Raw genomic sequence first — 19,098 nt, 5'->3', positions numbered from 1 at the left:
CCTATCCTTCCCGCTAGACCCGACGCCGCTTGGGCGGACGGCAGCCGTTGTGCGGCTGGGGGGTGACATCGGAGATGGTGCCGACCTCGAGGCCTGCGGCCTGAAGCGAGCGGATCGCGGTCTCACGGCCGGAGCCGGGGCCCTTGACGAAGACGTCGACCTTCTTGACACCGTGCTCCTGCGCCTTGCGGGCTGCGTTCTCGGCGGCCAGCTGAGCGGCGAACGGGGTCGACTTACGCGAACCCTTGAAGCCGACGTGTCCCGAGGACGCCCAGGAAATCACGTTTCCGGCGGGGTCCGTGATGGACACGATGGTGTTGTTGAACGTGCTCTTGATGTGAGCGGCGCCGTGCGGGACGTTCTTCTTGTCCCTGCGACGCGCCTTCTGGGTCTTCTTCGGACCGGTGCTACGTGACTTGGGGGGCATTACTTCGCCTTCTTCTTGCCTGCAATGGTGCGCTTCGGACCCTTACGGGTGCGGGCGTTGGTCTTGGTGCGCTGACCACGCACGGGCAGACCACGACGGTGGCGCAGGCCCTGGTAGCAGCCGATCTCGATCTTGCGTCGGATGTCGGCCTGGACCTCGCGGCGAAGGTCACCCTCGACCTTCAGCGACTCCTCGATGTACTCGCGGAGCTTGGCCAGATCCTCGTCCGAGAGATCCTTGCTCCGCAGATCCGGGCTGACGCCGGTGGCGTCCAGGATCTCCTTGGAGCGGGTACGGCCGATGCCGTAGATGTAAGTAAGTGCGATCTCCATCCGCTTTTCACGGGGAAGATCGACACCTGCGAGACGTGCCATGTCGGCATTCCTATCGGTGTGCGGAGGTCTGCTCCCAGTCCATCCCCTGTGCCTCTTCAAACGTCGGCGGTCTCGCGACCGACAATGCTTCAACTAACTCAGTGGGGCCCCGGCCTCCGTGCCGGGGGTGAACCAGTACCTGCTCGAGAGCCGTGAGTACTGGCTGGTGCTGGGAGGTCATCTTTGCTTGTTGCCAAGCAGATCCTCGAAAAGCGGAGATCTAGCCCTGACGCTGCTTGTGGCGCAGGTTCTCGCAGATCACCATGACCCGGCCGTTACGACGGATCACCTTGCACTTTTCGCAGATCTTCTTGACGCTCGGCTGAACCTTCACGTCTTCTGATCTCCTGTTTTGTGGCAGCCCACTACGCAGATCCGCAGCGGACGTACTTCTCCCCGACCTGGTCGGCGGGGAAGCTTTTATTTGTACCGGTAAACGATGCGTCCGCGCGACAAGTCGTAGGGCGAGAGCTCTACGACGACGCGATCTTCCGGGAGGATGCGAATGTAGTGCTGACGCATCTTTCCGCTGATGTGGGCGAGAACCTTGTGGCCGTTCTCGAGCTCAATGCGGAACATCGCATTGGGCAGCGGCTCGACTACTCGTCCCTCGACCTCGATGGCCCCGTCTTTCTTAGCCATATCCTCCGCGATCCATGTGGTTTGGCGTGCTTATTGCATCTGTTTCCGTTACCGTGGCGCCCAATGGGATCTTCACCGGCCGAAACATGAACAATCCGGATCGAATCCGGCACTGGGCACGCAGACAACCGGCACGCATAGCGCACCGTTGATCCATGTTACGGGAAATTGCTCACCAGGCCAAATGCGGTCCCTGACGGACCCGCCCGCCCGGCGAGAATTCGACTTCCGAGACCCACCGGCAACGATGCGAAGGATGGTGTGCGTGCGCGCCCTGGTACAGCGAGTGACATCCGCGTCGGTCCGCGTCGACGGCGACGAGGTCGGGCGGATCACTCCCCCGGCCGGCGGCCACGGGCTGCTCGTCCTGGTCGGCATCACCCATACGGACGACGAGGCGAAGGCGGCTCTGCTCGCGAAGAAGGTGTGGACCATGCGCATCCTGGAGAACGAACAGTCCGCGTCCGACCTCGACGCCCCCGTACTCGTCGCCAGTCAGTTCACGCTCATGGCGGACACCCGCCGGGGCCGGCGCCCGTCCTGGTCCGCCGCGGCGCCGAGGCCGGTGGCGGAACCACTGGTGGACGAGTTCACCGGCGCCCTCCGCGAGCTGGGAGCGACCGTCGAGACCGGCGTGTTCGGCGAACACATGGAGATCAGCCTCGTCAACGACGGCCCGGTGACTCTGCTGATCGACGTGTAGGCCCGCACCCGCAGGAGGCCACTACTCCGGACGCAGGGTCAGGATGCGCGGCCCGTCCTCGGTGACGGCGACCGTGTGCTCCCAGTGCGCTGCACGGGTTCCGTCGGAGGTGACAACCGTCCAATCGTCGTCGAGGACAACGGTGTCGGTGGTGCCGAGGGTCAGCATCGGCTCGATCGCCAGAACGGAACCGACCACCAGTTGCGGCCCCTTGCCCGGAGCTCCTTCATTGGCGAGGAACGGCTCCATGTGCATTTCCCGGCCGATGCCGTGACCGCCGTAGCCGTCGACGATGCCGTACTTGCGGTCGTGCGCGACCTCGGCGGCGCGGGTGCCGAGTTCGATGGCGTGGGAAATGTCGGTGAGGCGGTTGCCGGGCAGCATCGCCGCGATCCCCGCCTCCATGGACAGCCGGGTGGCCTCGCTGAGCTGCTGGTCCGCTTCGATGATGTCTCCGACACCGAAGGTCCACGCAGAGTCGCCGTGCCAGCCGTCGAGAATGGCGCCGCAGTCGATGGAGACGAGGTCTCCCTCGGCGAGAATGTCTTCCGCCGAGGGAATCCCGTGCACCACACGATCGTTCACGGACGAACAGATCGATCCGCTGAACCCGTGGTAGCCCTTGAACGACGGCACGGCGCCGGCGTCGCGGATGACCGATTCGGCCACCTCGTCGAGTTCGAGCGTGCTCACACCCGGCTTCGCCGCTTCGCGGACCGCCACCAGAGCCGCACCGACGATGGCACCGGCGGCCGCCATTGCGTCGAGCTCGCCTGCGGTCCGGAACGGAACGACCTTGCGCTTACGCCCGAAGCCCATTACTTACCCAACGCTGCCAGTGCGCGAGCGTTGACCTCGTCGACCTCGCCCAGGGCGTCGACGGTCACCAGCTGGTCCTTGTAGTAGTCCAGCAGCGGCGCGGTCTCCTCGCGGTACACCCGGAGCCGGTTGCGGATGACGTCTTCCTTGTCGTCCGCGCGGCCACGGGCCAGCATCCGCTCGACCACGACGTCCTCGTCGACGATGAAGGACAGCACTGCGTCGAGCTTCGTGTTCAGCTCGGCGAGGATCGCCTCGAGCGCCTGAGCCTGGTCGACGGTCCGGGGGAAGCCGTCCAGGAGGAATCCGTTGGCCGCGTCCGGCTCGGCGACGCGGGCCTTCACCATGTTGTTGGTGATCTCGCTGGGAACCAGGTCTCCGGCGTCCAGGTACTTCTTCGCCTCGAGGCCGAGGGGCGTGGCCTGGCCGATGTTCGCGCGGAACAGGTCGCCCGTGGAGATGTGGGGGACGCCGAGCTTCTCGGACAGAATCGCGGCCTGGGTGCCCTTGCCTGCACCGGGAGGACCAAGGAGGACAAGTCTCACTTGAGGAACCCTTCGTAGTTACGTTGCATCAATTGACTTTCGATCTGCTTGACCGTGTCCAGGGCGACGCTGACGAGGATCAGCACGGCCGCACCACCGAAGATGCTGCTGGAGGTCTGGCTTCCGGACAGGAAGAAGTGGGGCAGCACCGCGATCAGGCCGAGGTAGATCGAGCCGGGAACGGTGATGCGGTTGAGCACGTAATTCAGGTAGTCCGCGGTGGGGCGACCCGGGCGGATACCGGGAATGAAGCCGCCGAACTTCTTCATCTCGTCCGCGCGCTCTTCCGGATTGAACGTGATCGCGACGTAGAAGAACACGAAGAACACGATCAGTGCGAAGTAGATGACGATGTACACCGGGTTGTTCGGATTCACCAGGTACTCGTTGATGATCCGCTGCCACCAGCTGGGATCGGCGGACGACGTGGCGCCGGTGAGCTGCGCGATGAGGTTCGGCAGGTACAGCAGCGACGACGCGAAGATGACCGGGATGATGCCGGCCTGGTTGACCTTGAGCGGCAGATACGTCGACGAGCCGCCGTACATCTTGCGGCCGACCATGCGCTTGGCGTACTGGACCGGGATCCGCCGCTGGCCCTGCTCGACGAATACGACGCCGGCGATGATGGCGAGGGCTGCGACGCAGATGATCGCGAAGATCAGTCCCCCGCGACTGTCCAGGATGGCCTTGCCCTCGGAGGGCAGGCGGGACGCGATACCCGAGAAGATCAGCAGCGACATGCCGTTACCGACACCGCGCTCGGTGATGACCTCGCCGAACCACATAACGAGCGCAGCGCCCGCGGTCATGACCAGCACGATGATCACGAGGCCGAAGATGCTCTTGTCGGCGATGATCTCTTCCTGGCATCCCTGCAGCAGCTGGCCGCGCGACGCGAGCGCCACGATGCCGGTGGCCTGCAGGATCGCCAGGGCGATCGACAGATAACGCGTGTACTGCGTCATCTTCGCCTGGCCGGACTGGCCTTCCTTCCGGAGTTCCTCGAACTTCGGGATGACGACCGTCAACAGCTGGACGATGATGCTGGCCGTGATGTACGGCATGATGCCGATCGCGAAAATCGACAGCTGGAGTAGTGCGCCGCCGGAGAACAGGTTGATCAGAGAGTAGATACCAGCGGAATCACCGCCCGACAGCTGATCGACACAGGCTCGGACGTTCCCATAGTCGACGCCCGGCGACGGAATCACGGCGCCGATGCGATAGAGCGCAACGAGACCGAGCGCGATGAGGATCTTCCGCCTCAGGTCCGGGGTCCTGAGGGCCGAGACGAAGGCGGAAAGCAAAGATCCTCCTGGCACGACGGTGGGGAGACGAGTCGAAAGCAGACTTGTCCGTGAATGAACTCTAGAACTCTAACAGTGGCAACTGAACGCACAGTTGGGAGACCTGCGGCAGTGCTGCCCGTACAGCCGCAAATGGCCGCAGTACAGCGCGAGGCTGTACTGCGGCCATCTACTGGCTAGCGGTGATAGCTCACAGCTCGGTGGCGGTACCACCGGCAGCAGCGATCTTCTCCTTGGCGGAGCCGGTGAACTTGTCGACCGTCACCTGGACGGCGACAGTCAGGTCGCCGTCGCCGAGAACCTTGACGAGCTGGTTCTTGCGAACGGCACCCTTGGCAACGAGGTCCTCGACCGTGACCTGTCCACCCTCGGGGAACAGACGGGCGATGTCGCCGACGTTGACGACCTGGTACTCGGTGCGGAACGGGTTGGTGAAACCCTTGAGCTTGGGCAGACGCATGTGCAGCGGCATCTGTCCACCCTCGAAGGCTGCGGGCACGTTCTTGCGGGCCTTGGTGCCCTTCGTGCCGCGACCGGCGGTCTTGCCGCGCTTGCCGCCTTCACCACGACCGACACGAATCTTGTCGGACTTGGCTCCGGGTGCGGGGCGCAGGTGATGCAGTTTGATGGTCATGGTTAGACCTCCTCAACTGTGACGAGGTGGCGCACCACGTTGATCAGACCGCGGTTCTGCGCATTGTCCTCGCGAACAACAGTCTGACGGATGCCCTTCAGGCCCAGCGTGCGCAGAGAGTTCTTCTGGTTCTGCTTGGTACCGATGGTGCTCTTGATCTGAGTGACCTTGAGTTCGGCCATTACTTCACGCTCCCAGCCTGTGCGCGTGCACGCAGCATGCCGGCGGGAGCCACGTCTTCGAGGGGGAGACCGCGGCGAGCCGCAACTTCCTCGGGACGCTGCAGGCCCTTGAGCGCAGCAACGGTCGCATGCACGACATTGATGGCGTTGTCGCTACCGAGCGACTTCGACAGGATGTCGTGGATACCGGCGCACTCCAGCACGGCACGCACCGCGCCACCGGCGATGACACCGGTACCGGGGCTTGCCGGACGCAGCATGACGACGCCCGCTGCGGCCTCACCCTGAACCGGGTGCGTGATGGTGCTGCCGATCATCGGAACGCGGAAGAAGCTCTTGCGAGCCTCCTCGACGCCCTTCTGGATGGCCGCAGGAACTTCCTTGGCCTTGCCGTAGCCGACGCCGACCAGTCCGTTGCCGTCGCCCACGATCACCAGAGCGGTGAAGCTGAAGCGACGACCACCCTTGACGACCTTCGACACGCGGTTGATCGTGACGACGCGCTCGATGTGGTTCGACTTCTCGGCCGACTGTCCGCCGCGACGATCGTCGCGACCGCCACCACGACGGTCGCCGCCGCCGCGGTTGTCCCCGGTGTTGGGGCCATTCTGTCCGGCGGGTCCGCTTCCGCCGTCACGCCTCTGACGTCCCGGCATCAGGCTGTCCTTCCGTTCATGTACTCGGTCTTGGTCATCAGAACTTCAACCCGCCTTCGCGAGCTGCGTCCGCAAGGGCCGCGATGCGACCGTGGTAGCCGTGTCCACCGTGGTCGAACACGACGGCCTCGACACCGGCTGCCTTCGCGCGCTCGGCGATCAGCTGACCGACCTTCGCACTGAGGGCCTTCTTGTCGCCGTCCGCTGCACGCACGTCGGCCTCGGTGGTCGACGCCGCGGCCAGGGTGTGGCCTGCGAGGTCGTCCACGAGCTGGACGTGGATGTGGCGCGAGGACCGGTTGACGACCAGGCGGGGACGCTCGGGCGTGCCGGAGACCTTCTTGCGGAGACGGAAGTGACGACGCACCTTCGACAGGCGACGCTTCGTGGACGCATCCTTGCCGAGCGGAATCCGCTTGGCTTTCTGGTTTGCAGTCTGGCTCATATCACTTACCCGTCTTTCCGACCTTGCGGCGGATCTGCTCACCCTCGTAACGCACGCCCTTGCCCTTGTACGGGTCCGGACGACGGAGACGACGGATGTTGGCCGAGATCTGCCCGACCTTCTGCTTGTCGATGCCCGACACCGAGAACTTGGTGGGCGACTCGACCGCGAAGGTGATGCCTTCCGGAGCCTCGATCGGGACCGGGTGGCTGTAGCCGAGTGCGAACTCGAGGTCCTTGCCCTTGAGAGCGACGCGGTAACCGACGCCGTGAATCTCCATCTTGGTGGTGTAACCGTCGGTGACACCGGTGATGAGGTTCTGCACCAGGGTGCGAGACAGACCGTGCAGCGCGCGGCTGCGACGCTCGTCGTCCGGACGCGTCACGCTGAGCGTGCCGTCGTCGTTCTTCGCAATGGCAATCGGCTCGGAGATCGTCAGGGCCAACGTGCCCTTGGGACCCTTGACCGTGACGTCCTGGCCGTCGATCGAGACATCGACGCCGCCGGGGACGGTGACGGGAATCTTTCCAATACGCGACATTGTGGTGGCCTCCCTTACCAGACGTAGGCGAGGACTTCCCCGCCCACTCCTTGATTGGCCGCCTGGCGATCGGTGAGCAGGCCGGTGGACGTGGAAATGATCGCCACGCCGAGGCCGCCCAGAACCTTGGGCAGGTTGGTGGACTTCGCGTACACACGCAGACCGGGCTTGGAGACGCGACGCACGCCGGCAAGGCTGCGCTCACGGCTCGGGCCGTACTTCAGGTCGACGATGAGGGTCTTGCCCACCTCGGCGTCTTCGGTGCGGTAGTCGGCGATGTAACCCTCGCGCTTGAGGATCTCGGCGATGTTCGCCTTGATCTTCGAGTGGGGCAACTTCACCTCATCGTGGTACGCCGTGTTGGCGTTGCGCAGACGCGTCAAGAAGTCTGCGATGGGGTCGGTCATGGTCATGAGGTTGACCTCTACCTTTCTCACAACGGTTCCCTCTGCCGTTTCCGACGCAGGCCTATCGCGAAGTAGGTCTTACGTTTCCCGGTCCGAGGTTACGAACCGGAAGTCTGTGGGGGTGACGCCGCCGCCGTAGAGGGCGACGGCGTCACCGGCTCACCAGGAGCTCTTGTGAACGCCGGGCAGCTCGCCGGCGTGCGCCATCTCACGGACGCAGATTCGGCACAGGCCGAACTTGCGGAACACCGAGTGCGGACGGCCGCAGCGCTGGCAGCGGGTGTAGGCGCGCACCGCGAACTTGGGCTTCTTGTTGGCCTTGTTGACCAATGCCTTCTTAGCCATTAGCTCAGTTCTCCTTGAACGGGAAGCCGAGGTGCTTCAGCAGGGCACGGCCTTCTTCGTTGTTGGTCGCGGTGGTCACCACGGTGATGTCCATGCCGCGCGGGCGGTCGATCTTGTCCACGTCGATCTCGTGGAACATCGACTGCTCGTTCAGGCCGAACGTGTAGTTGCCGTTGCCGTCGAACTGGTTGCCCGACAGGCCGCGGAAGTCCCTGATGCGGGGAAGCGCGACGGACACGAGACGGTCCAGGAACTCCCACATGCGGTCGCCACGCAGCGTGACGCGGGCGCCGATCGGCATTCCCTCGCGAAGCTTGAACTGCGCGATGGACTTGCGTGCCTTGCGGATCTCGGGCTTCTGACCGGTGATCAGAGCGAGATCGTTGACGGCACCGTTGATCAGCTTGGCGTCGCGCGCGGCGTCACCGACACCCATGTTGACGACGACCTTGACGACGCCGGGGATCTGCATCACGTTGGCGTAGTCGAACTCGGTGTTCAGCGCAGCCTTGATCTCCTCGCGGTAGCGAGTCTTCAGGCGCGGCTGGATCTTGTTCTCAGTGGAGGTCATGTCAGATGTCCTTCCCGTTCTTCCGGGAAATCCGAACGCGCTTGCCGGACTCTTCGTCGGTCCGGTAGCCCACGCGAGTGGGGTTGCCGTCCGAGTCGACGACCGCGACGTTGGAAACGTGGATCGGGGCTTCCTGCGTGACGATGCCGCCGGAGGAAGCTCCGCGCTCGTTCGCGGAAACCGCGGTGTGCTTCTTGATGCGGTTCACGCCTTCGACGAGGACCTTGTTGGTCGCGGGGTAGGCCTGGATGACCTTGCCCTTCGCGCCCTTGTCCTTGCCGGCGATGACCAGCACGGTGTCACCCTTGTGCACCTTCATCACAGCACCTCCGGGGCGAGCGAGACGATCTTCATGAACTTCTTCTCACGCAGCTCGCGGCCGACGGGGCCGAAGATGCGGGTGCCACGGGGATCGTTGTCCGGCTTGATGAGGACGGCGGCGTTCTCGTCGAACTTGATGTACGACCCGTCCGGACGGCGACGTTCCTTGGTGGTACGGACGATGACGGCCTTGACGACCTCGCCCTTCTTGATGTTTCCACCCGGGATGGCGTCCTTGACGGTGGCGACGATGATGTCACCGATCCCGGCGTAGCGGCGAGACGAACCACCGAGAACGCGGATGCAGAGAATCTCCTTGGCACCCGTGTTGTCGGCGACGCGCAGCCGCGACTCCTGCTGAATCACTTACTTCTCCTTGACCTGGACTGTTGCACGGCAGATTTCCGACCCGACGTGCGCGGTCTGTACCCGTGCCCTGCGAGAGGGGCCGCCCGGGTGGGCGGCACAACGGTGGGGTTGCCGTGCGTCTGCCGCAAGGCAACCCCACCATCGTACTGGATACATTATTCGGTTCTTACTTGGCCTTCTCGAGGACCTCGACGAGACGCCAGTGCTTGGTCGCGGACAGCGGACGGGTCTCCATCAGCTGCACGCGGTCACCGATGCCTGCGACGCCGTTCTCGTCGTGCGCCTTCACCTTGCTGGTGCGCCGGATGATCTTGCCGTAGAGCGGGTGCTTGACCCGGTCTTCGAGCTCGACCACGATCGTCTTCTCCATCTTGTCGGAGACGACGTATCCGGTGCGGACCTTGCGGCTGCCGCGCTCTTCAGTGCTCACTGCTTTTTCCTCACTCATGCCGCGTCACCTGCGTCCGGACCAACGGCCAGCCCGAGCTCACGCTCACGCAGAACGGTGTAGATACGCGCGATCTCGTGACGAACGGTACGAAGTCGACGGTTGTTGTCCATCTGGCCCGTGGCCATCTGGAAACGAAGGTTGAACAGCTCTTCCTTCGACTCACGAAGCCGGGTGACCAGCTCTTCTTCAGTGAGCTCGCGGAGCTCTGCGGCTGGGGTTCCAGTAGCCATCAGAACTGCTCCTCCCTTGTCACGATCCGGCACTTGCACGGGAGCTTGTGCATCGCGCGGCGCAGGGCCTCACGAGCGATCTCCTCATTGGGGTAGCTCATCTCGAACATCACGCGACCGGGCTTGACGTTCGCGATCCACCACTCGGGCGAACCCTTACCGGAACCCATGCGGGTTTCGGCCGGCTTCTTGGTGAGGGGGCGATCCGGGAAGATGTTGATCCAGATCTTGCCGCCACGCTTGATGTGCCGGGTCATGGCGATACGAGCGGACTCGATCTGCCGGTTGGTGATGTAGGCCGGCTCGAGAGCCTGGATGCCGTAGTCACCGAAGGTCACCTGGGTTCCACCCTTGGCGGCACCCGAACGGCTCGGATGGTGCTGCTTGCGGTGCTTGACCCGCCGTGGGATCAACATGCGTCAGCCCTCCTTCTGTTCAGTCGTAGCGGGTGCATCGGCAGTGGCGGTCGCTGCGCGGCCGGCTTCGGTGCTGGTCGCGGTGGTGCCGGTGGCACCGGAACGACGGGGACGGCTCGCACGCTCACGGCGCGGGCGGTCGCCTGCGGGAGCAGCCACGTTGGCGGCGAGCTCACGCTTGCCACCGACGATGTCGCCCTTGTAGATCCAGACCTTCACGCCGATGCGGCCGAAGGTGGTCTTGGCCTCGTAGAGGCCGTAGTCGATGTCCGCACGAAGCGTGTGCAGCGGAACACGGCCTTCGCGGTAGAACTCCGACCGGGACATCTCGGCGCCGCCGAGACGACCGGAGCACTGAACCCGGATTCCCTTGACGTTGGGCTGACGCATGGCCGACTGGATGGCCTTGCGCATGGCGCGACGGAAGGCGACACGGTTCGAGAGCTGCTCGGCCACACCCTGTGCGACGAGCTGAGCCTCGGCCTCGGCGTTCTTGACCTCGAGGATGTTCACCTGGACCTGCTTGCCGGTCAGCTTCTCGAGCTCGGAACGGATGCGATCGGCTTCGGCGCCGCGGCGGCCGATGACGATGCCCGGGCGCGCGGTGTGGATGTCCACACGCACACGGTCACGGGTGCGCTCGATCTCGACCTTCGCGATGCCCGCGCGCTCCATGCCGGTGGCGAGGAGCTTACGGATCGCGACGTCTTCCTTGACGTATTCCGCGTACTGCTTGTCTGCGTACCAGCGAGACTTCCAGTCGGTGGTGATGCCGAGGCGGAAGCCGTGCGGGTTGATTTTCTGGCCCACTACTGAGCACTTCCCTTCCGGCGATTACGGGTCGATGTTCCGGTCTTCGGCAGGCTCTCCACGATCACGGTGATGTGACTGGTGCGCTTGCGGATACGGAACGCACGTCCCTGTGCACGCGGCTGGAACCGCTTGAGGGTCGCGCCCTCGTCCACGAACGCCGTGGCGACGACAAGCGTGCTCGGGTCGAGGTCGAGGTTGTTCTCGGCGTTGGCTGCTGCGGAGGCGATCACCTTGGCGACCGGCTCGCTCGCTGCCTGCGGCGCGAACTTCAGGATGTTCAGGGCGTCTTCAACCGAACGCCCGCGGACCAGGTCCACAACACGACGCGCCTTCATCGGCGTGACGCGCACGTGGCGCGCTACTGCCTTGGCGGTCGGGTTGGCGGTTTCGGTGTTGCTCATCGCCTCTTCGCCTTCCGATCATCCTTGATGTGACCCTTGAACGTGCGGGTCGGTGCAAACTCTCCGAGCTTGTGTCCGACCATCGAGTCGGAAACGAACACGGGGACGTGCTTGCGGCCGTCGTGAACCGCAAACGTGTGGCCGATGAAGTCCGGGATGATCGTGGAACGACGGGACCAGGTCTTGATGACCTGCTTGGTTCCCTTTTCGTTCTGCACGTCCACCTTCGCGAGGAGGTGGTCATCGACGAACGGGCCCTTCTTGAGGCTGCGTGGCATCCTTCACTCCCTCCTAGCGCTTGTTCTTGCCGGTACGGCGACGACGGACAATGAGCTTGTCGCTCGCCTTGTTCTTGCGGGTGCGGCCCTCGGGCTTGCCCCACGGGCTGACCGGGTGGCGACCACCGGAGGTCTTACCCTCACCACCACCGTGCGGGTGGTCGACCGGGTTCATCACGACACCACGGACGGTCGGGCGCTTGCCCTTCCAGCGCATACGGCCGGCCTTGCCCCAGTTGATGTTCGACTGTTCGGCGTTGCCGACCTCACCGATCGAGGCGCGGCAGCGAACGTCGACACGACGGATCTCGCCGGACGGCATACGCAGCGTGGCGTAGGTGCCTTCCTTACCGAGCAGCTGGATGCTGGATCCGGCCGAGCGGGCCATCTTGGCGCCGCCACCCGGGCGGAGTTCCACCGCGTGGATGGTGGTACCCGTCGGGATGTTGCGCAGGGGCAGGTTGTTGCCGGGCTTGATGTCGGCGCCTGCGCCGGACTCGACCGGAGCACCCTGGACCAGGCCCTTGGGGGCGATGATGTAGCGCTTCTCGCCGTCCGCGTAGTGCAGCAGGGCGATACGCGCGGTGCGGTTGGGGTCGTACTCGATGTGAGCGACCTTGGCCGGCACGCCGTCCTTGTCGTTGCGACGGAAATCGATCAGCCGGTAGGCACGCTTGTGTCCGCCGCCCTTGTGCCGGGTGGTGATACGACCGTGTGCGTTACGTCCACCGCGTCCGTGGAGCGGGCGAACCAGCGACTTCTCGGGGGTCGACCGAGTGATCTCGGCGAAGTCCGAGACGCTCGAGCCACGACGGCCCGGGGTAGTCGGCTTGTACTTACGGATTGCCATGAGTCTTCTCGTCCTCTATGTCTCGTCAAGTCCCGGGCGCTTACGCGACCGGTCCTCCGAAGATCTCGATGGGCTTGCTGTCGGCCGAGAGGGTCACGAGCGCGCGCTTGGTGTCCTTGCGCTTGCCGTAACCGAACCGGGTCCGCTTGCGCTTGCCCTGACGGTTGGCGGTGTTGACGCTGGTCACGGTGACGCCGAAGATCTTCTCGACGGCAATCTTGATCTGCGTCTTGTTCGAGTCCGGGTGCACCAGGAAGGTGTAGGTGCCTTCCTCGATCAGTCCGTAGGACTTCTCGGAGATGACCGGGGCGAGCAGGATGTCGCGGGGATCGGCGATGGTGCTCACTTGCCCTCCTCCTTGTTCTCTTCCTGGGCGGTCTCGGCGGGCCCGTGGATGAACGCGTTGAGCGCCTCGACGCTGAACACGACGTCATCGCTGTTGAGCACGTCGTAGGTGTTGAGCTGGTCGGGTGCAATGGGGTGCACGCCGTCCAGGTTCTGCACGCTCTTCCAGGCCGCGATGTCCTCGCGTCCGACGACGAGCAGGACCTTCTTGCGGTCCGAGATCTCGCCGAGGAAGGTGCGGGCGGACTTCGTGGACGGAGTCTGACCGGCAACCAGTTCGGTGATCACGTGGATGCGCTCGTTGCGGGCCCGGTCGGAGAGGGCTCCGCGCAGGGCGGCGGCCTTCATCTTCTTGGGGGTCCGCTGGCTGTAGTCGCGCGGCTGCGGGCCGTGGACGGTGCCACCACCGGCGAACTGCGGTGCACGGGTCGAGCCCTGACGAGCGCGGCCGGTGCCCTTCTGGCGGTACGGCTTCTTGCCACCGCCGCGAACCTCGCCGCGGGTCTTGGTGGCGTGGGTGCCCTGACGTGCAGCAGCGAGCTGCGCGACGACAACCTGGTGGAGAAGCGCGATGTTGGCAGGCGCGTCGAAGATCTCCGCGGGGAGGTCGACGGTGCCGTTGGTCTTGCCGCCGGCGACCTTGACGTCCAGCGTCAGCTTGGTCGTCGATGTCTCGGTGCTGGTCATGCTCGTGCACCACCCTTCACTGCACTCTTGACGATCACGAGGCCGCCCTTGCGGCCGGGGATCGCACCCTTGATCAGCAGCAGGCCGTTCTCGGCGTCCACCTTGTGAACGGAGAGGTTCTGCGTCGTGATGCGGTCGCTACCCATGCGGCCGGACATGCGCATGCCCTTGAACACGCGGCCCGGAGTGGCGCAACCACCGATGGAACCGGGGCGACGGTGAACGGCCTGCGCACCGTGCGATGCACCCTGACCGGCGAAGCCGTGGCGCTTCATGGTTCCGGCGAAGCCCTTACCCTTGCTGGTTCCGGTGACGTCGACGTAGGCGCCGTCCTCGAAGACCTCGGCGGTAAGTTCCTGGCCGACCTCGTACTCCGAGGTGTCGGCAACGCGGAGCTCCACAACGTGGCGGCGCGGGGTGACGCCGGCCTTGGTGAACTGGCCGGAAGTCGGCTTGTTCACCTTGCGCGGGTCGATGGCGCCGAACGCGAGCTGCACGGCGCTGTAGCCGTCACGCTCTTCGGTACGAATCTGGGTCACGACGTTCGGTCCGGCCTTCACGACGGTGACCGGAACGACCCGGTTGTTCTCGTCGAAGACCTGGGTCATGCCGAGCTTGGTGCCCAGGATTCCCTTGATCTTGGTATCAGTCATTGTTTTTGTCTCCGCCGCGCTCACTGAATGTTGACGTCGACGCTGGCCGGAAGGTCGATGCGCATGAGCGCGTCAACCGTCTTGGGCGTCGGGTCGAGGATGTCGATAAGCCGCTTGTGAGTACGCATCTCGAAGTGCTCGCGCGAGTCCTTGTACTTGTGCGGCGAGCGGATGACGCAGTACACGTTCTTTTCGGTCGGCAACGGCACGGGTCCAACGACGCGGGCCCCGGTACGGGTCACCGTCTCGACGATCTTGCGCGCTGACGCGTCGATCGCCTCATGGTCGTAGGCCTTGAGCCTGATGCGGATCTTCTGTCCCGCCACGCTTAGTGTCCTTTTCTTGCCGCGTTTCGTAGTCCCACCCGAGTCGGGCCGAACTACCTCGTCTGCACAGTCCCTTACCTGGGCCGCAACTGTCCGAACGCTAGGCGACCGGGACACACCCGATCCGCTGCCGCTGTTCATCTGTCATGGTTCTCCGGTACACGCGGTCGGGCGTGTCGCCCTCCCACTCATTCTCCGACCCGGAACTTTTCAGCTTTTCGGGCCGGGAACGCGCACCGGATGCACTCGAATTCGAGTGCCAGTAGGTACTGCTTCCGTCTTGCATGTGGCCGCGAGCAGGTCATGTGATCTACACCGCGACGTTTCACCCCACCTGTTTCGGGCCGCAAACGATCGCGTCCCAGACAAGGCAACCCGACCAGTATGCCGTACCGGGCGGGAGACTTCAAACCGGGCTCGATCCCTCCCGCCATCGCCCGAACTTACTCTGAAGTAAGATGCGTGGATGACGAACTCGAGTCCCACGTACGCCGCGTGGCAGAAACTCCCCGACAACGCGCTGGGCCACGCCCTCTTCTCTGTCGGCATGTGTCTCCGCGTCCCCTACTTCGGCTCGGTCCTCCCCCGCGTCGTCGAGATGCGGCCCGGCCGCTGCGAGGTCCGCGCCCCGAAATGGTGGGGCGTCCGCAACCACCTGGGCACGTTCCACGCGATCGCGGCGTGCAACCTCGCCGAGGCCGCCATGGGCATGCTGTCCGAGGCGACCGTGCCCTCGACCCACCGGTGGATCCCGAAGTCGATGACGGTCCACTACCTCGCCAAGGCGAACGGAACGCTGCGCGCCGTCGCGGAACTGCCGGAGCTGCCGGACTTCACCGCGATCACTGCGGGCGCCGACGTCGTCGTGCCGGTGGGCATTTTCGACGGACACGGGGTAGAGGTGGTTCACGCCGACATCACGACGTGGGTCACACCGCGGTAGAACGCGAAAGGCGCATGTCGAAGCTCACATTCGTTGCGGCGTCATCGGGGGTGACCCGAATTGCCGTGTGGCACTTCCCCGCAGCCGGAACGTCGCGGCACAGCACCACCTTCCGGCCGGACGGGACCGGTTTCCGCCGCGGTCGCCGGGGCCGAAGTGGTACAGACGTCCGGCATTTATCGCGTACCTGTCTTTCCGCGTTACAGAAGATTTCCCCTCCCGTTCCTCGGGCGCGAAGGTGTTCCCCGGTCTGCCTTGATCACCCTCTTCGCGTGACATACTCGGGACATGCCAGCAGCTGACACCGCCGTTCTTGTCGAGGGAATCGAGAAATCCTTCGGTGACGTAGCAGCGTTGCGGGGTGTGAGCTTCGAGGTGCCCCGCGGCACGGTCCTGGGCATCCTGGGCCCCAACGGCGCAGGGAAGACCACCACCGTCAACGTGCTGTCCACTCTGCTGCGACCCGATGCGGGCCGCGCATTCGTCGCCGGACACGACGTCGTCGAGGAGTCGGCGAACGTCCGTCGCAGCATCATGATGACGGGCCAGTACGCCGCCCTCGACGAGTCGCTGACCGGTCGCGAGAATCTGGTGCTCTTCGGCCGCCTGATGGGCCTGCCCAAGGCGTCCGCGAAATCGCGCGCGCAGGACCTACTGACCCAGTTCGATCTGCTCGAAGCGGGCGACCGGAAGGTGTCCGGGTACTCCGGCGGCATGCGCCGGCGCGTCGACATCGCCTGTGGCCTGGTGATCCGCCCCGAGGTGGTGTTCCTCGACGAGCCCACCACCGGTCTCGACCCCCGCAGCCGCCAGGGCGTGTGGTCCCTCGTGTCCGCGCTGAAGGAGCAGGGCATCACGATCCTGCTGACCACGCAGTACCTCGAAGAGGCCGACCTGCTGAGCGACAACATCGTCGTCATCGACAAGGGCACCGTGATCGCCGAGGGCACGGCCGACGAATTGAAGGCCCGGACCGGCGGAAGCTACTGCGAGGTCGTCCCGGTGAGTCTCGACGACCTGCCGCGCGTGCGGGAGATCCTCTCGAGCCTGTGCCCACCCGGCCGGGTCATCGAAGAAGGCACCGACCGGTTGTCGATACCCGCCGAACACGGCGCCCAGACCCTCGCCGAGGTTCTGCGCCGCCTCGACCTCGCCGGGGTCACGCTCGCCGACATCGCCCTGCGGCGCCCGTCCCTCGACGACGTCTTCCTCTCCCTCACCGGTCACGTCCGCGTCGACGAGAGCCTGCCGTCGTGACGGCGCCCGCCCAGCTCGGATTCGAGAGTGCCCTCGAAGGCAGGCACCGGCGGCCGCAACCGTCGAGCATCCAGCAGTGGATTGCGCTGTCCAAGCGCAACCTGCACACGATGGCAGTGTCCGGTCAGTTCTTCATAGCAGTGTTGGCGCCGTTAATCTTCACCATCGGCTTCTACCTGCCGCTACGCCTGGTGATGAAATTCCAGGGCATCGATTACGCACAGTTCGTCATGCCGATCATCGTCCTGCAGGCCATGGCGTTCACCGCGATCTCGGCCGCCCATCGCGCTGCTACCGAGGCATCGAACGGGATGAACTCCCGGTTCCAGACGATGCCGATCGGCCCAGCAATTCCGTTGGCGGCACGGATGACCGCCAGCTTCGTACATTCGGCGATTTCGCTCGTAGCATCGATCGCATACGGATTGCTCATCGGATTCCGATTCGACGGAGGTGTGGCACAAACTGCCGCGTTCTGCGGACTGGCCATGGCCATTGGATTCACCCTCACAACGGGTGCCGATGCGCTCGGCACCCTGACCCGGAGCCCCGAGATTACAAGTCAAGCGCTGACGCTCCCTCAGCTGATCCTCGGCATGTTCTCGTCCGGGTTCGTTCCGGTGACGCAGTTCCCCGAATGGGCTCAGGGCTTCGTGCGCAACCAGCCGATCTCACAGTTCTCCACGTCCATGCGCGCGATGACCGATGGGACGATCACGTTCCAGTTACTGACACCTACCTTGCTGTGGTGCGCAGGATTTGCCTTGGTTTTCCTCCCGTTGTCGGTCTGGTCGAATGTGAGGCGCGGATGACCACCGAGTACCGATCCGACACACCGGCGACGGTGACCTTCCCCGAGGTGCTCGAACCCCACCCGGAGAATTCCCTCGCCGCGCTGTTCTCGCACAGCCTGCTGCAGACCAGACGACTTCTGCTCCGCTGGGCTCGTGACCCGTACACCATGCTTCAGGCGATCGTGTACCCGTCGTTGATGTTGCTGATGTTCTGGGCGGTCCTCGGGATCTCGATCACCAAGGCCACCGGGGTCAACAGCGTCTTCGGGACCGTTCCGATGATCACGCTCGTCGGCGCGATGTTCGGGTCCATCGCGGGCGGTCTGTCGCTGAAGAAGGAATGGGCGGACGGGCTCCTGAGCCGGTTCTGGGTGCTGCCCGTGCACCGCGCGTCGGGCCTGCTCAGCCGACTCATGGCCGAATCCGTGCGGATCATGCTCACCACGGTGCTGATCATCGCCGTCGGTTTCGCTATCGGGTTCCGGTTCGATCAGGGCATTCTCGCCGGTATCGCATTGATGCTCCTGCCGCTGCTGTTCGGGGTGAGTTTCGCGACGATGGTGACCGCCCTCGCCGTCAACGCGGCGAAGGCGCCGCTCGTCGAAATCCTCTCCCTGCTGTGCACCCTCCTGCTGTTCTTCAACTCGGGATTCGTACCCACAGGCGCCTACCCCACGTGGCTTCAGCCGTTCGTGGAGAACCAGCCGATGTCGTGCGCGATCGACGCGATGAAGGGACTGTCGATGGGCGGACCCGTCGCGGAACCACTGCTCAAGACCATCGCGTGGTCGCTCGCGGGGCTGCTGATCTTCACCTACCCCGCGGTGCGCGGCTATCGCCGGGCCGCGGGCAACCCGGCATAGCCACTCGTATTCCCGGACGTCAGAAGAATCTGATGCCGGCCAACCGGCGACGCGCCGCGGTCGCGGGGGTCAGTAGCCAGTCGACCGTCTCGACGATCCGGCCGACGCGCAGCAGTAGCTCGTCGAGGTCCTGTTCGGTGGCCGCCAGCGACCCGACGACGCCGTCCACCGACCGGACCGTGCCGGCGAAGGTGTCGAGCCCATCGGCGAACTTGTCCAGCAACGCGTCGAACCTGCCCAGCACACGGGTGAATTCGTCGAGGGACGTCCCGATCTCGTGTGCCACGCCGTCGACGCGGCTGATCGTGACGTCGGCATTGAGTGCGGCCTGAGTGAGCCTCCTGATACGGCCGGCCGTGTCGACGCCGCCCGCCTGTCGACCGTCACGTAATTCCCCAGGGGTGTCCGTCACGTAATTCCCCATGCTCGGGCGTGCTGAGTCGAGGGTAACCCGAGCGGGCGGGGTGCGGGTCAGGTTGCGGCGGTGGGGCGGTGTCCGG

34 protein-coding genes are annotated in these 19,098 nt (G+C 64.7%); 5 read left to right on the top strand and 29 right to left on the bottom strand.

Annotated elements, in window-relative coordinates:
- Positions 1-13: 13 nt before the first annotated feature.
- The 4 genes from rpsK to infA all read right to left on the bottom strand — a co-directional run bounded on the left by rpsK (position 14) and on the right by infA (position 1,443).
- Complete coding sequence (gene rpsK / locus G9373_RS05910; protein ID WP_005239680.1) at positions 14-427, bottom strand: 30S ribosomal protein S11; 414 nt, start codon at positions 425-427, stop codon at positions 14-16.
- Positions 427-801, bottom strand: a complete 375-nt coding sequence (gene rpsM, locus G9373_RS05905; protein WP_005239677.1) for a 30S ribosomal protein S13 — start codon at positions 799-801, stop codon at positions 427-429. The genes rpsK and rpsM overlap by 1 nt, the downstream gene beginning before the upstream one ends.
- Positions 802-1,021: 220 nt before the next feature.
- Entirely contained in the window at positions 1,022-1,135 is a 114-nt protein-coding gene (rpmJ, locus tag G9373_RS05900) for a 50S ribosomal protein L36 (protein WP_003938068.1), read from the bottom strand.
- An 86-nt stretch (positions 1,136-1,221) separates the two neighbouring features.
- Positions 1,222-1,443 (bottom strand): translation initiation factor IF-1, encoded by a 222-nt coding sequence (gene infA / locus G9373_RS05895; RefSeq protein ID WP_003418601.1) that lies wholly within the window; start codon positions 1,441-1,443, stop codon positions 1,222-1,224.
- 265 nt (positions 1,444-1,708) lie between these two features.
- Here infA and dtd point away from each other — a divergent pair, with 265 nt between their 5' ends.
- Entirely contained in the window at positions 1,709-2,146 is a 438-nt protein-coding gene (gene dtd / locus G9373_RS05890; RefSeq protein ID WP_054245432.1) for a D-aminoacyl-tRNA deacylase, read from the top strand.
- Between the two features lie 21 nt (positions 2,147-2,167).
- On the opposite strand, the gene map is transcribed toward dtd, so the two are convergent.
- From map to rpsJ, 24 genes are all read right to left on the bottom strand, one after another.
- Entirely contained in the window at positions 2,168-2,965 is a 798-nt protein-coding gene (gene map, locus G9373_RS05885) for a type I methionyl aminopeptidase (RefSeq protein ID WP_005564943.1), read from the bottom strand.
- Positions 2,965-3,510, bottom strand: coding sequence for an adenylate kinase (locus tag G9373_RS05880; RefSeq protein WP_005253860.1), 546 nt, complete (start codon positions 3,508-3,510; stop codon positions 2,965-2,967). Before G9373_RS05880 ends, map begins: the two co-directional genes overlap by 1 nt.
- The gene (gene secY / locus G9373_RS05875) at positions 3,507-4,820 is read right to left on the bottom strand and encodes a preprotein translocase subunit SecY (protein WP_005239668.1); all 1,314 of its coding nucleotides are present in this window, start codon (positions 4,818-4,820) and stop codon (positions 3,507-3,509) included. The genes G9373_RS05880 and secY overlap by 4 nt, the downstream gene beginning before the upstream one ends.
- 190 nt (positions 4,821-5,010) lie before the next feature.
- A complete protein-coding gene (gene rplO / locus G9373_RS05870; protein WP_005239667.1) occupies positions 5,011-5,454 on the bottom strand; it encodes a 50S ribosomal protein L15 in 444 nt (147 codons plus the stop codon).
- Positions 5,455-5,456: 2 nt separating this feature from the next.
- A complete protein-coding gene (rpmD, locus tag G9373_RS05865; protein ID WP_005239665.1) occupies positions 5,457-5,636 on the bottom strand; it encodes a 50S ribosomal protein L30 in 180 nt (59 codons plus the stop codon).
- On the bottom strand, positions 5,636-6,292 hold the full coding sequence (gene rpsE / locus G9373_RS05860; RefSeq protein WP_005239662.1) for a 30S ribosomal protein S5: 657 nt from the start codon (positions 6,290-6,292) through the stop codon (positions 5,636-5,638). The genes rpmD and rpsE overlap by 1 nt, the downstream gene beginning before the upstream one ends.
- A 37-nt stretch (positions 6,293-6,329) precedes the next feature.
- Positions 6,330-6,737 carry a 50S ribosomal protein L18 gene (gene rplR / locus G9373_RS05855; protein WP_005239660.1) on the bottom strand — a complete coding sequence of 136 codons (408 nt, stop codon included), beginning with the start codon at positions 6,735-6,737 and terminating at the stop codon, positions 6,330-6,332.
- 1 nt (position 6,738) lies between these two features.
- On the bottom strand, positions 6,739-7,278 hold the full coding sequence (gene rplF / locus G9373_RS05850; RefSeq protein ID WP_005239658.1) for a 50S ribosomal protein L6: 540 nt from the start codon (positions 7,276-7,278) through the stop codon (positions 6,739-6,741).
- Positions 7,279-7,292: 14 nt separating this feature from the next.
- Entirely contained in the window at positions 7,293-7,691 is a 399-nt protein-coding gene (rpsH, locus tag G9373_RS05845) for a 30S ribosomal protein S8 (RefSeq protein WP_005239657.1), read from the bottom strand.
- 153 nt (positions 7,692-7,844) lie between these two features.
- The gene (locus tag G9373_RS05840; RefSeq protein WP_005239644.1) at positions 7,845-8,030 is read right to left on the bottom strand and encodes a type Z 30S ribosomal protein S14; all 186 of its coding nucleotides are present in this window, start codon (positions 8,028-8,030) and stop codon (positions 7,845-7,847) included.
- A 4-nt stretch (positions 8,031-8,034) separates the two neighbouring features.
- Positions 8,035-8,601, bottom strand: coding sequence for a 50S ribosomal protein L5 (rplE, locus tag G9373_RS05835; protein WP_005239642.1), 567 nt, complete (start codon positions 8,599-8,601; stop codon positions 8,035-8,037).
- Between the two features lies 1 nt (position 8,602).
- Positions 8,603-8,920, bottom strand: coding sequence for a 50S ribosomal protein L24 (gene rplX / locus G9373_RS05830; protein ID WP_005239640.1), 318 nt, complete (start codon positions 8,918-8,920; stop codon positions 8,603-8,605).
- Positions 8,920-9,288 (bottom strand): 50S ribosomal protein L14, encoded by a 369-nt coding sequence (gene rplN, locus G9373_RS05825; protein ID WP_005239639.1) that lies wholly within the window; start codon positions 9,286-9,288, stop codon positions 8,920-8,922. Before rplN ends, rplX begins: the two co-directional genes overlap by 1 nt.
- Positions 9,289-9,457: 169 nt before the next feature.
- Positions 9,458-9,739 carry a 30S ribosomal protein S17 gene (gene rpsQ / locus G9373_RS05820; RefSeq protein WP_005239638.1) on the bottom strand — a complete coding sequence of 94 codons (282 nt, stop codon included), beginning with the start codon at positions 9,737-9,739 and terminating at the stop codon, positions 9,458-9,460.
- A complete protein-coding gene (rpmC, locus tag G9373_RS05815; protein ID WP_005239637.1) occupies positions 9,736-9,972 on the bottom strand; it encodes a 50S ribosomal protein L29 in 237 nt (78 codons plus the stop codon). Before rpmC ends, rpsQ begins: the two co-directional genes overlap by 4 nt.
- Positions 9,972-10,388 carry a 50S ribosomal protein L16 gene (gene rplP, locus G9373_RS05810; RefSeq protein ID WP_005239636.1) on the bottom strand — a complete coding sequence of 139 codons (417 nt, stop codon included), beginning with the start codon at positions 10,386-10,388 and terminating at the stop codon, positions 9,972-9,974. Before rplP ends, rpmC begins: the two co-directional genes overlap by 1 nt.
- A 3-nt stretch (positions 10,389-10,391) precedes the next feature.
- Entirely contained in the window at positions 10,392-11,198 is an 807-nt protein-coding gene (rpsC, locus tag G9373_RS05805; RefSeq protein WP_167114394.1) for a 30S ribosomal protein S3, read from the bottom strand.
- The gene (rplV, locus tag G9373_RS05800; RefSeq protein ID WP_005239634.1) at positions 11,198-11,602 is read right to left on the bottom strand and encodes a 50S ribosomal protein L22; all 405 of its coding nucleotides are present in this window, start codon (positions 11,600-11,602) and stop codon (positions 11,198-11,200) included. Before rplV ends, rpsC begins: the two co-directional genes overlap by 1 nt.
- Positions 11,599-11,880 (bottom strand): 30S ribosomal protein S19, encoded by a 282-nt coding sequence (gene rpsS, locus G9373_RS05795; protein ID WP_003940820.1) that lies wholly within the window; start codon positions 11,878-11,880, stop codon positions 11,599-11,601. Before rpsS ends, rplV begins: the two co-directional genes overlap by 4 nt.
- Before the next feature lie 13 nt (positions 11,881-11,893).
- Complete coding sequence (rplB, locus tag G9373_RS05790; RefSeq protein ID WP_005239633.1) at positions 11,894-12,730, bottom strand: 50S ribosomal protein L2; 837 nt, start codon at positions 12,728-12,730, stop codon at positions 11,894-11,896.
- A 40-nt stretch (positions 12,731-12,770) separates the two neighbouring features.
- On the bottom strand, positions 12,771-13,076 hold the full coding sequence (gene rplW / locus G9373_RS05785) for a 50S ribosomal protein L23 (RefSeq protein WP_005239632.1): 306 nt from the start codon (positions 13,074-13,076) through the stop codon (positions 12,771-12,773).
- The gene (gene rplD / locus G9373_RS05780) at positions 13,073-13,762 is read right to left on the bottom strand and encodes a 50S ribosomal protein L4 (RefSeq protein WP_005239630.1); all 690 of its coding nucleotides are present in this window, start codon (positions 13,760-13,762) and stop codon (positions 13,073-13,075) included. The genes rplW and rplD overlap by 4 nt, the downstream gene beginning before the upstream one ends.
- Complete coding sequence (gene rplC / locus G9373_RS05775; protein WP_005239628.1) at positions 13,759-14,415, bottom strand: 50S ribosomal protein L3; 657 nt, start codon at positions 14,413-14,415, stop codon at positions 13,759-13,761. The genes rplD and rplC overlap by 4 nt, the downstream gene beginning before the upstream one ends.
- A gap of 20 nt (positions 14,416-14,435) precedes the next feature.
- Entirely contained in the window at positions 14,436-14,741 is a 306-nt protein-coding gene (gene rpsJ / locus G9373_RS05770) for a 30S ribosomal protein S10 (RefSeq protein ID WP_003938093.1), read from the bottom strand.
- A gap of 466 nt (positions 14,742-15,207) precedes the next feature.
- Here rpsJ and G9373_RS05765 point away from each other — a divergent pair, with 466 nt between their 5' ends.
- The 4 genes from G9373_RS05765 to G9373_RS05750 all read left to right on the top strand — a co-directional run bounded on the left by G9373_RS05765 (position 15,208) and on the right by G9373_RS05750 (position 18,598).
- A complete protein-coding gene (locus G9373_RS05765; RefSeq protein WP_054245373.1) occupies positions 15,208-15,684 on the top strand; it encodes a hotdog fold domain-containing protein in 477 nt (158 codons plus the stop codon).
- 288 nt (positions 15,685-15,972) lie between these two features.
- Entirely contained in the window at positions 15,973-16,941 is a 969-nt protein-coding gene (locus G9373_RS05760) for an ATP-binding cassette domain-containing protein (RefSeq protein WP_005253854.1), read from the top strand.
- The gene (locus G9373_RS05755; protein WP_005564947.1) at positions 16,938-17,753 is read left to right on the top strand and encodes an ABC transporter permease; all 816 of its coding nucleotides are present in this window, start codon (positions 16,938-16,940) and stop codon (positions 17,751-17,753) included. Before G9373_RS05760 ends, G9373_RS05755 begins: the two co-directional genes overlap by 4 nt.
- The gene (locus G9373_RS05750; RefSeq protein WP_005253852.1) at positions 17,750-18,598 is read left to right on the top strand and encodes an ABC transporter permease; all 849 of its coding nucleotides are present in this window, start codon (positions 17,750-17,752) and stop codon (positions 18,596-18,598) included. Before G9373_RS05755 ends, G9373_RS05750 begins: the two co-directional genes overlap by 4 nt.
- Positions 18,599-18,617: 19 nt before the next feature.
- On the opposite strand, the gene G9373_RS05745 is transcribed toward G9373_RS05750, so the two are convergent.
- On the bottom strand, positions 18,618-19,098 hold a 481-nt coding region (locus tag G9373_RS05745; RefSeq protein ID WP_240960389.1), incomplete at its 5' end, for a hypothetical protein.

This window comes from Rhodococcus sp. A14 (assembly GCF_011603105.1).
Lineage (GTDB): Bacteria > Actinomycetota > Actinomycetes > Mycobacteriales > Mycobacteriaceae > Rhodococcus_F > Rhodococcus_F opacus.
This window is presented reverse-complemented; position numbering and strand designations above follow the sequence as displayed.